The 13,093-nt window shown below is 67.2% G+C and carries 14 protein-coding genes; 6 read left to right on the top strand and 8 right to left on the bottom strand.

The window, feature by feature from the left end; translation table 11 throughout:
• The first annotated feature begins 37 nt into the window (after positions 1 to 37).
• Together ACQE3M_RS06875 and ACQE3M_RS06870 are read left to right on the top strand one after the other, a co-directional pair.
• Positions 38 to 1,294 (top strand): Glu/Leu/Phe/Val family dehydrogenase, encoded by a 1,257-nt coding sequence (locus ACQE3M_RS06875; RefSeq protein WP_430504852.1) that lies wholly within the window; start codon positions 38 to 40, stop codon positions 1,292 to 1,294.
• Between the two features lie 119 nt (positions 1,295 to 1,413).
• On the top strand, positions 1,414 to 2,445 hold the full coding sequence (locus ACQE3M_RS06870) for an alcohol dehydrogenase catalytic domain-containing protein (protein ID WP_430504850.1): 1,032 nt from the start codon (positions 1,414 to 1,416) through the stop codon (positions 2,443 to 2,445).
• Between the two features lie 27 nt (positions 2,446 to 2,472).
• Here the strand turns inward: ACQE3M_RS06870 and ACQE3M_RS06865 are convergent, their stop codons facing one another.
• On the bottom strand, positions 2,473 to 2,853 hold the full coding sequence (locus ACQE3M_RS06865; protein WP_430504848.1) for a thioredoxin family protein: 381 nt from the start codon (positions 2,851 to 2,853) through the stop codon (positions 2,473 to 2,475).
• 111 nt (positions 2,854 to 2,964) lie between these two features.
• Entirely contained in the window at positions 2,965 to 3,426 is a 462-nt protein-coding gene (locus tag ACQE3M_RS06860) for a hypothetical protein (protein WP_430504846.1), read from the bottom strand.
• Positions 3,427 to 3,616: 190 nt separating this feature from the next.
• On the opposite strand from ACQE3M_RS06860, the gene ACQE3M_RS06855 reads away from it, so the two are divergent.
• Complete coding sequence (locus tag ACQE3M_RS06855) at positions 3,617 to 4,537, top strand: PLP-dependent cysteine synthase family protein (RefSeq protein WP_430504844.1); 921 nt, start codon at positions 3,617 to 3,619, stop codon at positions 4,535 to 4,537.
• Between the two features lie 46 nt (positions 4,538 to 4,583).
• Here ACQE3M_RS06855 and ACQE3M_RS06850 read toward each other — a convergent pair whose 3' ends face one another.
• From ACQE3M_RS06850 to cyaB, 3 genes are all read right to left on the bottom strand, one after another.
• Positions 4,584 to 5,036, bottom strand: coding sequence for a DUF5804 family protein (locus ACQE3M_RS06850; RefSeq protein ID WP_430504842.1), 453 nt, complete (start codon positions 5,034 to 5,036; stop codon positions 4,584 to 4,586).
• 79 nt (positions 5,037 to 5,115) lie between these two features.
• The gene (locus tag ACQE3M_RS06845) at positions 5,116 to 6,318 is read right to left on the bottom strand and encodes a methionine adenosyltransferase (RefSeq protein WP_430504840.1); all 1,203 of its coding nucleotides are present in this window, start codon (positions 6,316 to 6,318) and stop codon (positions 5,116 to 5,118) included.
• A gap of 111 nt (positions 6,319 to 6,429) precedes the next feature.
• Entirely contained in the window at positions 6,430 to 7,005 is a 576-nt protein-coding gene (gene cyaB / locus ACQE3M_RS06840; protein ID WP_430504838.1) for a class IV adenylate cyclase, read from the bottom strand.
• 1,186 nt (positions 7,006 to 8,191) lie between these two features.
• On the opposite strand from cyaB, the gene aglJ reads away from it, so the two are divergent.
• Positions 8,192 to 9,121 (top strand): S-layer glycoprotein N-glycosyltransferase AglJ, encoded by a 930-nt coding sequence (gene aglJ / locus ACQE3M_RS06835; RefSeq protein WP_430504836.1) that lies wholly within the window; start codon positions 8,192 to 8,194, stop codon positions 9,119 to 9,121.
• A gap of 21 nt (positions 9,122 to 9,142) precedes the next feature.
• On the opposite strand, the gene ACQE3M_RS06830 is transcribed toward aglJ, so the two are convergent.
• Together ACQE3M_RS06830 and ACQE3M_RS06825 are read right to left on the bottom strand one after the other, a co-directional pair.
• Positions 9,143 to 9,532, bottom strand: coding sequence for a PAS domain S-box protein (locus ACQE3M_RS06830; protein WP_430504834.1), 390 nt, complete (start codon positions 9,530 to 9,532; stop codon positions 9,143 to 9,145).
• Positions 9,533 to 9,595: 63 nt separating this feature from the next.
• Entirely contained in the window at positions 9,596 to 10,567 is a 972-nt protein-coding gene (locus ACQE3M_RS06825) for a phosphoadenosine phosphosulfate reductase family protein (protein ID WP_430504832.1), read from the bottom strand.
• A gap of 156 nt (positions 10,568 to 10,723) precedes the next feature.
• Between ACQE3M_RS06825 and ACQE3M_RS06820 the strand changes: the two genes are divergently transcribed.
• Together ACQE3M_RS06820 and ACQE3M_RS06815 are read left to right on the top strand one after the other, a co-directional pair.
• Entirely contained in the window at positions 10,724 to 10,975 is a 252-nt protein-coding gene (locus tag ACQE3M_RS06820; protein ID WP_430504830.1) for an AbrB/MazE/SpoVT family DNA-binding domain-containing protein, read from the top strand.
• Positions 10,975 to 11,409 carry a PIN domain-containing protein gene (locus ACQE3M_RS06815; protein ID WP_430504828.1) on the top strand — a complete coding sequence of 145 codons (435 nt, stop codon included), beginning with the start codon at positions 10,975 to 10,977 and terminating at the stop codon, positions 11,407 to 11,409. The genes ACQE3M_RS06820 and ACQE3M_RS06815 overlap by 1 nt, the downstream gene beginning before the upstream one ends.
• A 100-nt stretch (positions 11,410 to 11,509) precedes the next feature.
• On the opposite strand, the gene ACQE3M_RS06810 is transcribed toward ACQE3M_RS06815, so the two are convergent.
• Complete coding sequence (locus ACQE3M_RS06810; RefSeq protein WP_430504826.1) at positions 11,510 to 13,054, bottom strand: alkaline phosphatase family protein; 1,545 nt, start codon at positions 13,052 to 13,054, stop codon at positions 11,510 to 11,512.
• Between the last annotated feature and the right edge of the window lie 39 nt (positions 13,055 to 13,093).

The following is a 13,093-nucleotide window of genomic DNA, read 5'->3' as shown; positions in this document are numbered from 1 at the left end:
CGACACTGTTAACTCACGCTAACCTGCCGGATCAACTATGGCGAACGAGGCCAATCCGTTCGAGAGCCTGCAGGAACAGATCGACGACGCGTCGGCGTATATCGACGCCGACGACGGCGTCCTCGAGCGGCTCAAGAACCCCGAGCGAGTGCTCGAAACCAACCTGACCTTCGAGCGCGACGACGGCTCCCTCGAGACGCTGCGCGCGTTCCGCTCGCAGTTCAACGGCGACCGCGGGCCGTATAAGGGCGGCATCCGCTACCACCCGGGCGTCACCCGCGACGAGGTGAAGGCGCTGTCGGGCTGGATGGTGTACAAGTGCGCCGTCGTCGACATCCCGTACGGCGGCGGCAAGGGCGGCATCGAGATCGACCCCGAACAGTACTCCGAGGACGAGCTCGAGCGGATCACCCGGGCCTTCGCGACGGAGCTGCGCCCGATCATCGGCGAGGACCGCGACGTGCCCGCGCCGGACGTGAACACCGGCCAGCGCGAGATGAACTGGATCAAAGACACCTACGAGACCCTGGAGAACACGACGGCGCCGGGCGTCATCACGGGCAAGGCCATCGACTCGGGCGGCTCGGAGGGTCGCGTCGAGGCGACCGGCCGCTCGGTCATGATCACCGCCCGGGAGGTCTTCGACTACCTCGGCGAACAGATCGAGGGCACTTCCGTGGCCGTGCAGGGGTACGGGAACGCCGGCTCCGTCGCCGCCAAGCTCCTCGAGGACCTGGGCGCGAACATCGTCGCCGTCTCCGACTCCTCCGGCGGCATCTACAACCCCCGCGGGTTCGACGCGCGCGACGTGAAGGCGTTCAAGACCGAGACCGGCTCCGTCAGCGGCCACGACGAGGCCGTCGAGGAGATCTCCAACGAGGACCTGCTGACGCTGGACGTCGACCTCCTCATCCCGGCGGCGCTCGAGAACGCCATCGACGCCGAGATCGCCGAGGAGGTCCAGGCCGACGTCGTCGTCGAGGCCGCCAACGGCCCGCTGACGCCCGGCGCGGACGACGTGCTCACGGGGAGTAACACGTGGGTCGTCCCGGACATCCTCGCGAACGCCGGCGGTGTCACCGTCTCCTACTTCGAGTGGGTCCAGAACCGACAGCGCTTCAGCTGGACGGAGGAGCGCGTCAACGACGAGCTCGAGGCGGTCATCTGCGACGCCTTCGACGGGCTCATCGACGCCTACGAGGAGCACGACACGCCGAACCTGCGGACCGCGGCCTACGTCGTCGCCATCGAGCGCGTCCTCGACGCGTTCGAGCAGGGCGGCACCTGGCCCTGACGCCGGCGACTGCCCGGTCCAGTCCGCGTCGCACTTTTAAATGAGGACTGTCGAACGGCACCGAACACCGGTGGACCCGTCGGTACGGTTTAAGCCATTGCGGACCGACGGCCGACCCGATGCGAGCAGCAGCTTTCAGCGAACTCACCGGCCCGGAGGGCGTCTCGATCATCGATCAGCCGACCCTAGACCCCGACCGCGGCGAGGCGGTGGTCAACGTCGAGGCGTGCGCGATCAACCGGCACGACCTCTGGATCCTCGAGGGCGACTCCGCCATGGTCGACGCGGACGACCTGCCGTTCGTCACCGGCCTCGACGTCGCAGGGACCGTCGCGGCCGTCGGCGAGGACGTCACCGCCGTCGAGCCCGGCGACCGCGTCGTCCTGTGCCCGAACGAGACCTGCGGGACGTGTCAGTACTGCCGAGAGGGACCGGAGAACCTGTGTGAGAACTTCTCGCTGTACCACGGCGGCCTCGCCGAGTCAGCCCGCGTGCAGGCGGACCGACTCGTCGAACTTCCGGACGACGTGGGGATGGTGGAGGCGGCCGCACTCCCGACGGCGTACATGACCGCCTTCCACATGCTCCGCCGGGTCGACGCCGGGCCGGGCGATCTGGTGTTCATTCCGGGCGTGACCGGCGGCGTCGGCGTCGCCGGCGTGCAGCTGGCAACGGCACTCGGCGCCACGACCGTCGGGACCTCCTCGTCGCGAGCGAAACTGGACCGCGTCGAGTCGCTCGGTCTGGACCACGCCATCCAAAGTACCGATCCGGACGAGATTCGGGAGGCAGTCGACGAGGTCGGGACGGCCGCCGCCGTGCTCAACCACCTCGGTGGAGCGTACACGCAGGTCGGCCTGGACGTCCTCGAGCGCGGCGGGCGGATGGCGATCTGTGGTCGGACGGCCGGTGGCACGTCCGAGATCGACGTTCCCGACCTGTTCCTCGGTCACAAACGAATAATCGGGAGTACGATGGGCACGCAAGGAGACCTGGAACGGCTCGTCGGGCTCGTCGCCGACGGCGCGTTCACGCCCGCAGTCGAGGAGACGTTCTCGCTCGAGGAGACCGGGGACGCGTTCGCGGCGATGCAGGAGCGCGAGTCCGTCGGGAAGCTCGTCGTCACGCCGGAACAGCGGGAGAACAGTTAAAAGAGCGGCCAGTCGCCGGCGGTCGTCTCAGGCCGTCGCTTCCGACTCGGCGAGCTGGTCCGCGAGGTAGACGGCGATGGGGACGGCCTCCTCCTCGACGAAGCGGGCGACCTCCTCGCCGTCGCGCTCGACGACTACCGTCGGGATCAGCTCGATGTCGTACTCGTCGACGCCCGGGCCGACCTTGCCGCCGTCGGCCTTCTCGACAGGGTAGTGCTCGATGCGCTCTTCCGGAACGCCGGCAGCGTCGAGCGCCGCGGCGAAGTCGGGGAGCTGGTGGCGGCAGTCCGGACACCAGTCGCCGCCCCAGACCTTGAACGTGTACTCGTCCGCGCCGAGGGCCTCGACCGCGTCCTCGTAGCCGCCTTCGCTCCACGTCGGGTTCGGCTGCATCGTCTCGAGTGTCATACGCCCCGCTAAGGGATAGCCGGGGTTAAAGCACGCGACGACGGCGAACGTCGCATGCGACTGGGGTCGGTCGGGTGACGCTCCGCCAGCGGGCAGCCACAGCCCCAGTGGCTACTCGATCTCGATCTCCCGGTAATCGAGGTCGCCGTCCTCGAGGGCTCCCTTGAGGTTCGACATGCCGCGCTCGAAGTCGAAGCCCGTGCCGTCGAGGTGTTCGTCCGGGTGCTCGGTGGGTTCGAGCTCCCAGTGGGCGTGGAGCGCGACCCCCTCCGGGTGGTCCCAGCCGCGCACGTGCGTCTGCCACCAGGTGTAGGTCGTCCGGTCGACGGCCCGCTCCTCGTACGTGATGCGGGCGAGGTTGAGGATCTCCCCGCGCTTGTAGTAGGAGAACTCCCAGTTCGGCGCGTACGACCGGTCGCCGAGTGCCGCGCGGATGGTCTCGAGCTCGGCGTCGACGAGGAAGTACCGGCCGGTCGGGCGCGCGCCGCTGAACAGCTCCTTGCGCAGTTCACGGTACGTGTACTCGATCGCGTCCCACGGCAACCGAACGACCTTCCAGAGGTTCGTACTCATCGCGGAGATAGTTTCGTGTTCTCGCACCCGATAATAATCTTTGCGCCGGGGAGCCCGACACGTGCCCGACGGTGCCGGCGACGGTGCCGGCGACGGTGCCGGTGACGGGGTTTTGCCGACGGTCGGGGGCAGGACAGCCACTTGCCGCAGTCCCGTGGTCGTTTAAGTCCGGGACTCCAATCACCGTCAAATGGACGAGAGCATTCTGGACACCATCGGATCGGACCTCGTCCGGGTCGATTCCCCGCCCGGGACCACCGTCGCGGCGAAGGACGAGTCACAGAACCCCGGCGGGTCCGCCAAGGACCGCCCGGCGCTTTTCATGATCCGGGCCGCCGAGGACCAGGGTGAGCTGGAGCACGGCGACGGCATCGTCGAGGCCACCTCCGGGAACACGGGCATCGGCCTCGCGATGGTCGGCGCCGCGAAGGGATACGACGTGACGCTCGTCATGCCGTCCTCGAAGTCGCCGGAGCGCCGACGGATCATGCGCGCGTACGGCGCGACCATCGAGCTCGTCGAGGGCGACATCACCGACGCGCGGGAGCGTGCCGACGAACTCGAAGCCGACGAGGGGATGTTCCAGCCGCGGCAGTTCGAAAACCCCGCGAACCCGCAGGCCCACTACGAGACGACCGGCGAGGAGGTGGTCGATCAGGTGGGCGAGCGCGCCGTGGACGCCTTCGTCGTCGGCGTCGGCACCGGCGGCACGATCACGGGCATCGGGCGTCGCCTCCGCGAGGAGTGGCCCGACGTCCGCATCGACGCCGTCGAGCCCGCCGAGAGCGCCGTGCTCTCCGGGGAGAAACCGACCGGGGACTCCTTCCAGGGGATGGGCCCCGGCTTCGTCTCGCCGAACCTCGACGTCGACCTCGTCGACGAGGTGCATACGGTCGAACTCGAGGCAGCCGAGGCCGAATGTCGCCGCCTCGCGCAGGAGGAGGGGATCCTCGTCGGTCAGTCCTCGGGCGCGTCCAACCTGAAGGCCAAAGCCGTCGCCGAGGAGCTCCGCGAGTCCGGCGAGTACGCGGGCGAGGAACCGCTCGTGCTCACCGTCTTCTGGGACAGCGGGGAGCGCTACATGTCGACGGGGATGTTCGACCCGCAGTAGGGCTTGCCGTCGAGGGCGGCGGGAGCGGATCGGAGCGGAGCGAGACTCAGCCGCCGAACTCCGACTCGCTGACGCGGACGACGACCGTCTCGTCGACGTCGCGCAGGTCGTATGCCGGCACCTCGCCCTGATTGCGGACGACGTACATCGGCTCGACCAGTTTGCCGTCCTCGAGGCCGAACACCTTCAGTCGCTGGTCCGTCTCCTCCGGGCGCACGTCGCCGTCGCGGACCTCGCGTGCGAGCTCGCGGGAGAGCCACTCCGTTTCGGAGACCGATGGCTCCTTGATGAGTACCTCGTCGACGAAGCGGACGAGGTACCAGTTGAGGTCGTTACAGAGCGCGACGGCCGCGCCGAGGCTCACGGTGTCGACCGCGAGGCTGTTCCAGAAGGGTTCCGAGATGTCGTACGTCGACAGCGCCTCGCGCGCGGTCTCGCGGGAGAGCAGTTCGTAGTCGAGGGTCACCTCCGGGTCGCCCACGAGACACACCTGCGTCATACCCGGATGCAGCCGCCCTGCGGGGAAAGCGATTATGGTCCGATCCAGCCGACGAGGCTGAGCCGGTCTTCTCTCCGCGTTAGAACGTCGAGACGTCGCCCTCGATGACTCGGCGCGTCACGTCGGTGACGTTCGCGAGCTCCTCGTCGAAGATCTCGACGACCTCGTCCTCGATGTCCGCGAGGTCGACGTCCTCCTCGGTGACGATCTGGGCGTCCGCGACGTGCGGCTCGTCGATCGGCCGGCCGATCTGCGAGAGCAGGCGGATCTGCAGGTCCCGGATGCCGTCGACCTCGGCGGTGACGGACTGCGCGACCTCGGTTGACAGCAGGTTGTAGATCTTCCCGATGTGGTTGACGGGGTTCTTGCCGGAGGTCGCCTCCATCGACATCGGGCGGTTCGGCGTGATGAGCCCGTTCGCGCGGTTGCCGCGGCCGACGGAGCCGTCGTCGCCCTGCTCGGCGGAGGTACCGGTCACGGTGAGGTAGATGGAGCCCTCCTCGTACTCGTCGGCGGTGTTGACGTCGACGTGGATCTCGCGGTCGGTGTGGTCGTGCGCGATGGACTCGACGAACTCGCGGACGTCGCCGACGGCCGCGTCGTACTCGTCGAGGTCGTCGATGTACGCGTCGACCATCGCGGCGGCGACGGTGATGTCGATGCGGTCGCCCTCGCGCTTGCCCATGATCTTCACGTCGGGGCCGAGCTCGGGGTGCTCGTCGGCGTACGTCGTGTTGAGCTCGCGCTCGGCGGTGTGGACGATGGTCTCCGTCTCCGTGAGCGGGGCGTGGCCGACGCCGTAGGAGGTGTCGTTGGCCATCGGGACCTGCTGGGTCTCCTCGCCGAAGACGTCCTGGAGGTCGCCGGAGCCCTCGCCGAGCTTCACGTCGACGACGACGTCGGTGCCGTACTCGAGCTCGGGAACCGTCTCCTCGAGGTACTCGCGGGCGGCCGCGAGCGCGGTGGACTCGACGGGGATCTGCTGGCCCTCGTAGTGGCGCGTGGCGCGGCCGACGATGAGGATGTAGATGGGCTCGATGACTTCACCGCCGCCGAAGGCGGGCGCAGCGCTGCCGGCGACGAGCTGCGTCTCGTCCGTGTTGTAGTGGAGGACCTTGCCGACGCGGTCGAGGTAGAGCTGCGAGAGCGAGCGCGAGACGGCCTCCGCGATGCCGTCGCAGATGGAGTCGGGATGCCCGATCCCCTTTCGCTCGACGATTTCGACCTCCTGGTCCTCGACCGCGCGCCGGTCGAGGCGGCTAACCTGAATGTTCCGTTCCATTACCTCGAGGTACCGGACGGGGTGCAGTATAACTTGCGGAAAGCATACGACCCCGAGTAATGTTTCGAGGTTATTGAATGGTAATTTTTACCGCTCGCCGCTCCAGCTCCGTCACTCCGCCTCCTCGGCGAGGATCAGCCCGAGATAGGAGGTCCGGATCTGGTCGGCTGCGTCCAGGCCCAGCCGCTCTAAGACGTCGGCCGCGCCGCGACGCACGGCTTCGAGGCTCTCCGCGTCGGCCTCGCGCTCGACCTCGACGAAGCGACCGGCTCCTTCGACGTCGTCGAGCGTGACCGTGTACCCGTCCAGTTCGTAGAAGTGCCGCTCCTTCCGGACCTCGGCGGCGGGCTCGAACCCAAGTCCGTCGAAGATGGCACGGGCCTCCGCGGGGTCAGCCACCGTCGTCTCGTGCTCTTCCCTGGTCTTCGACGCCGCTTCGACGAGCGGGCCTTTATAAGTGAGCGAGGTCGACGCGTCGTGGTCGGAGTCGTCTTCCTCGCCCTCCCCAGAGAGCGGCGTCGTCTCCCGGATGCGCAGTGCCTCGTCGGTCTCGGCGAAATCCCGGTGCGGCGCGTCGTAGTAGGTATCGACCTGGCGTTTCGCCCCGCGGTCCGCGGCGTCGAGTTCCTCGAGCCGGCGTTCCACCCGGTCGAGGTCGGCCCGGACCTTGAGCTCGACTTCGTACATGTCTCCGTGGTCGTGGGGTGCGTACTAAAAATAAGGCGAGTTCGACATAGGCGATGCTTCGACTAGGATTCGTTCATTCATTGGAGGGGTCGCTCTATCGATGTCGCAAGCGACGCCACTCAGCGTGTGCAGAGTCCCAGCTGTTGAGCGCTGGCGCTTATAAATACGGTCCGTTCACGTCGCTGGCGACACCACTCGGCACACCCGGAAAGCCCCAGCCGCTGAGCGCTCGCGCTTATAAACCGGATTGACTCACCGTCGCGGGCGACACCACTCAGAATGCCCAGAAAGCTCCAGCCGCTGAGCGGTCGCGCTGCTCGCTGCGCGCCTCACCCGGCTCACTCGCTCCCTTCGGTCGCTCGCTTGCCGGGATTGCGGTGCTTACTTCGCAGGGCGTCCCGCGCAGCGGCTGCCCCTTTCAGTCCCGCCCAGGAGTGCTGGCCGGGCGTCGCTCGCGGCGGCTGGCGGGCCGTCGCTGCGGCGGCGCGGACGGCGCGCGCGAGCAACGCGTGCGAGGGAGGCCGGGGCGCGCCGCGCGTTGCGGTGCAGTGCCGGCGCGCCCCGGTCGAGGCTGGGGAGGACGAGGAATTGCGGTTGCGGTGCGGTCGCCGTCGCGGTTGCTGGGCGGTCTCGGTCCTGGCGGACTGAAAGGGCGATGGCCGGTCGCGGTGTAACGGAGTCGCTGAGTCGACCCCTATCCGCGCGGGCGGTGTCTTCGTGAACGCAGTGAACGAAGGCCAGAAAGTCGCAGCCCGGCAGCCCGCTACTGCAGGCAGCCCGGAACGTCTTTCGCGGCGGAGAGCGCGGATATGTCGCTCAGCGACCGCGAGCGGCCGAGGGCTTTCTGGGCGTTCACGTTGCTGTCGAGAGCAAGACCGAGTCACCTGCCCAAACCTCCGTATAGCGAGCGGCCGATGGCTTTCAAGGAGTCTACGTTGCCGTCAAGGCGTGGGGGGCATCTGCACCTGCACATCCAATTTATAAGCCAGAGCGACTGAGGAATCACGAGGTTATCACAGTGCTGTCGAGAACTTTTCAGGACCAGTATTGCCGACAAGCACAGCGAGGTCCGGGACATAGTATCCGATAACCACGACACCAGGAAACCCGACCCACCCCCGGAAGGGCACTCGATCGACGCCATAATTGGAACCCTTTTTTAACCCGCCGCCTGTTCCGACAGGTAATGGCCGACTACGACGACGTGTGCGTTCTCCTGCCGACGATGAACGAAGCCGAGACCGTCGGCACCGTCGTCGCCGAGTTCGTCGACGTTGGCCTCGACAACGTCCTCGTCATCGACGGCGGCTCCGACGACGAGACGCGTCGCCTCGCCGAGGAAGCCGGCGCGCGCGTCGTCGTCCAGTCGGGCTCGGGCAAGGGGCAGGCCGTCCGCGAGGCCGTGACCGACCACATCGACGCCGAGTACGTCCTCATGGCCGACGCCGACGCGACCTACGACGCCGCCGACGCCGACGCGATGCTCGAGCCGCTGCTCGCGGGCGACGCGGACCACGTCATCGGCAACCGCTTCGCGGACATGCGCCCGGGCGCGATGAGCCGATTGAACAAGGTCGGCAATCGCATCATCAACGGTGCCTTCCGGACGATCCACGGCGCGAGCTACCGGGACATCCTCTCGGGTTATCGGGCGTTCACCCGGGAATCCGTGGCTGAGATGCACCTGACTGCGGAGGGGTTCGGCATCGAGACGGAGATGGCCGTCGAATGCGCGAAGAGCAACCAGACGGTCGAGGTCGTCCCGATCACCTACCACCCCCGGCCCAGCGGCTCCGACACGAACCTCAATCCGATCCGGGACGGCGGCGTGATCTTCATCGAGCTCTACCGGAAGGCGAAAACGAGCAATCCCCTGTTCTACTTCGGTAGCGTCGGGGTCACGTCGACGACCGCCGGGCTCGCCGTCGCCGCGTACGTGCTCTACGAGTGGATCGCCTTCGGCATCGGTCACCAGATCCTCGCCATGGTCTCCGCCGCCGGGATCCTGCTCGGGATCCAGCTGCTGATGTTCGGCATGCTCGCGGACATGATCCTGATGCTCCACCGGGAGCGTAGCCAGCAGCTGGACCGGCTGCACGAGGACGACGAGGAGTAGCGTCGGCGAGACGGAAGCTCCCTAGGCCTCGGGATCCAGCTTCCGCGGTATGGCGACGACGTGCTCCCCGCCGTCGACCGCGACGACACTAATCGTTCCCTCGACGGGGACCGTCGACCCATCCTTCGTTCGGATCTCGTTTTCGATCCGGACGCCGTCCTCGTTGCGAACCCGGTCGACGAACGCCCGCCACTCCGTGGGCTCGGCGAACGTTGTCTGACAGTCGAAAATCGTCATCTCGCGGAGCGTCTCGGGTTCGTAGCCGAGCCACTCGGCCACGGTCCGGTTCGCGTCCTCGAGGTCGCCCGTCTCCGGGTCGATAATGAACAGGCCGTCGCCGGCGCCGTCGAGCAGCTGGCGGAACACGCGCGGTGCTATCGGATACTCGTCAGGGGACGAAGCGTCGCTCACGGAACGGTCACTCGCCGCCGACGGCAAAAGAACGGTGAAAGCGTGGAAGGCGGTCCGGCGCGCTTACATGTAGCCGAGGTCGCGCAGGCGCTCCATCAGGTCCTCCTTGTCCTGGGCGCGGCCCGCGCGCTCGGTCGTGTTCTCGAGGTCCTGGAGCCAGGCGGGCTCCTCCTCGGTCTTCTCGGTGCTGACCTCGCTACCGAGCGAGCGGAACCCGGCGAAGTACTTCGGCGAGATCGGGACGTCCTCCTGGGAAACGCCCTCGGGCAGGTCCTCGGCGGACTCCGGCACGTAGCCCTCGTCCGGGAACGCCTCGACCGTCTCCGGCACGACGTAGCTCCAGAAGACGTCCCAGACGTCGGCCTCCGCGAACTGCAGGATGGGCTGGATGCGGTCGTGGGGCGGGTAGATGTCGGGGTCGTGGCGCGGCGAGAAGAACGTCTCGTCGGCGCGGGCCTCCTGCTCGTCCCAGCGGACGCCGGAGATGACGCCGTCGATGCCGTACTCCTCCAGCGCGTTGTTGAGCGCGACCGTCTTCAGCAGGTGGTTCCCGACGTAGGTGTCCAGCAGGAACGGGAAGTCGTCCTCCTCGTACTCGAGGATGTCGCGGATGTGGTGCTGGTTCTGCTCGTTGAGCGCATCGACGGGGATGTCGTCGCCCGGCTCGAGGCCGTGCTCGTCGACGTACTCGCCGACGTCCTCGTTGCGCGCGTAGACGACGTCGATGTCCCACTCGTCGGCCCAGCGCTCGACGAAGTCGGTGATGTCGTCGAAGTGCTGGAAGTGGTCGATGAACACCGCGGTCGGCTTCTCGTAGCCGAACTCCTCGGCGACCTCGTTGATGAAGTACAGCGTCAGCGTCGAGTCCTTCCCGCCGGTCCACATGACCGCCGGGTTCTCGTACTCCTCGAGCCCCTGGCGCGTCACGTCGATGGCCTTCTCGATCTTGTGCTGGAGCGACGGGTAATCGGCGGGGTCCTCGCCCTCGCCGTCAGTGTAGTCGACGTCTACGTACGCCGGAAATTCTTCGCTCATACCGCGAGTTGCCGTGCCGGTGGGAAAAGAGCCTTTCCGTATCGCGGTGGCTTGTCGATAGCTGTGACGAGCCGGTGACTGCGGCTGTCAGCCGGAGTTCGGCGGGTAGTGTGGCCCCACACTAGGTTTTTACCTGAAGAGGCCCGAGACTACCATATGAGTAGTGAGCGCGTCGACGCCGAGAGCAAGGTTTCCGGGAACCAGGCGAACATCCCGGCTCGCGTGCGCCGTGAGCTCGACATCGACGACGGCGACCACCTCCGCTGGCACGTCGAGGAGGACGGCAGTATTCGCGTGGAGGTCGTCCGACAGCAGCCGGGCACGTTCGCGGAGTTCGACGGATACGACGGGGCGGAAGCGACCGACGTCACGTCGGACCACGATAACTGGGGCGTCGACGTCGAGTGATGCCGCGAGCACTCGTCGACACGACTGTCCTTTTCGCCGCCGCCTATCGCCGTGACAGCGCCCACGACGACGCGCTGCCGATCCTCCGTGGGATCGACGACGGGTCCCTCCCCGAGGCCGTCGTCCTCGACTACGTGCTTGCCGAAACGATCAACGGGCTCACGACCCACGCAGGGCACGACGCAGCCGTCGACCTTCTCGACCGCATCGAGGAGAACGCTCGATTCCACGTCGAGACACTCAGCAGCGACGCCTTCGCGACCGCGAAAGCGCTGTTCAGACGGCACGAGCCCCTCTCGCTCGTCGACGCCTGTATCGTCGCACACATGCAGACCGATGAACTGGGGTATCTCTATGCCCTCGACGACGATTTCGACGTCGTAGGCGACGTGTACCGGCTCGACTCGGCGGCAAACCCGTACGACCCCGAGTGAGTGGTCGCTCTCCGTTCCGAGTCAGTCTTCAATAGTTCTATTTAAAAAGAGGGCTGTTCCGTCACGGGTCGTTGTCACGCTCGACTCGGCCGAACCACTCTCACTCCATGTAGCCGAGTTGCTGCAGCCGCTCAGCCACCTCCTCGGAATCCTCGGCGGCGCCGGTACCGCCCAGCGAGAGCGGCTCGCGCGAGTCCCACGTCCGGTCCTCGTCGAACACGGGCAGCACCTCGCCCTGCATGTCCGTCGGCACGTCGCAGTCGTGCGCGGCGAGTAGCGTCGGCGCCATGTCGAGGATGCTCATCTGGTCGAGCTGTCCGCGGGCCTCGAAGTCCGGGCCGCTCGCGAGGAAGATGCCGTGGGGCGTGTTCTCCGCGGCCCAGCGGTCGGGTGCGGTCGTGACCTCGCCGCCGCCGATGCCGTCGTTGACGTGGACGCCCGGGCGCATGTCCACGACGATCTCGGGGGCCTCGTCGACGTACGGGCCGTCGTACACCTCCTCGCCCTTATAAACGCCCGTGAACAGCTTCCCCTCCTCGTCCTCGACCTCGCGGAGGTCCGCCATCAGCGACTCGCGAACGCGCTCAACGTCGAAATCGTCGTTCAGGTAGATCGGCCCCTGCCCGCTGGCGACGGCCTGCGTGCGGTCGAGGTCGATGGCCTCGAGCTTGCGGGCCCGCTTGGCGCCCTCGCGCTGGGGGATCAGCTGCTGGATGCGCTCGGGAATGGTCTCAGCGAGGAGGTCGACGACGCCGGCCTTCTTGGCGACGCGCAGGAGGTTCTCCCGGTCCAGCCCGAGCGGACGGAGGACGTCCTCGACGGTGCGCTCGCGGGCCTGGTACCCCTGCTCGGCCAGCCACTCGTTGACGTAGAACTCCGTCGTCGTCGGCGCGCTGCCGTGGTCCGACATGAGTACGAGGTTCGTGTCCTCCATGTCGTCGAGCTTCCCGATCCACTCGTCGACGAGCTGCCAAGCGCGCTTCGACGGCTCCTCGTCCCAGAAGAAGTGGTGGAGGACGTTGAGGTAGAAGAGGGTGACGTGGACGTACTCGAGGTCACGCTCCTCGGCCAGCGTCACCGCGACCTCGAAGCGCTTCTCGAGGAGGTCGAGGATGGCGTCGACCTCCGCCCCGCGCTCGTCGTTGCCGGAAAGCAACGGTTCGGGGTGGACGCTGTAGTCGAACCGGTCCGCGAGCTCGTCGTCGAGCCCCGGCGGGTGGGTGTACCCCGAGTCGATCGACCGGTACTCACCCTCGACGGCGTCGGGGCCGCCGGCGACGACGACGTCGTCGATCTCGCGGGGCGGGTACATCGTCGGCATGTTGATTATCCCGGCCGACTGCCCCTCGTCGTTGAGGTAGTCCCAGAGCTCGACGGTGTCGAAGTCGCCGCCGTTCATCACCTCGATGGTCTCCGCGTCGAGATCGACGCGCTCGAACCAGTAGACGCCGAAGTCGCCGGGGTCCTTCCCGGAGGAGTAGCACTTCCAGTTCGGGAACGTGACGGGCGGCAGGCAGCTCCGGGTCTCCGCCCACGAGGACTCCTCGCGGAGTGCGGCGAGGTTCGGCAGCGTCCCGTCCTCGATCCACGGGTCCAGCAGGCGCCAGCTCGCGCCGTCGAGGCCGACGACGAACGTCCGGGTCATACCCCGACAAAGCCGGGTGATTCATTAGTCGCTTTCGTC

The sequence above is a fragment of the Halosubterraneus shenae genome (genome assembly GCF_050510935.1).
Taxonomy (GTDB): Archaea; Halobacteriota; Halobacteria; order Halobacteriales; family Haloferacaceae; genus JBDGPU01.
This window is presented reverse-complemented; position numbering and strand designations above follow the sequence as displayed.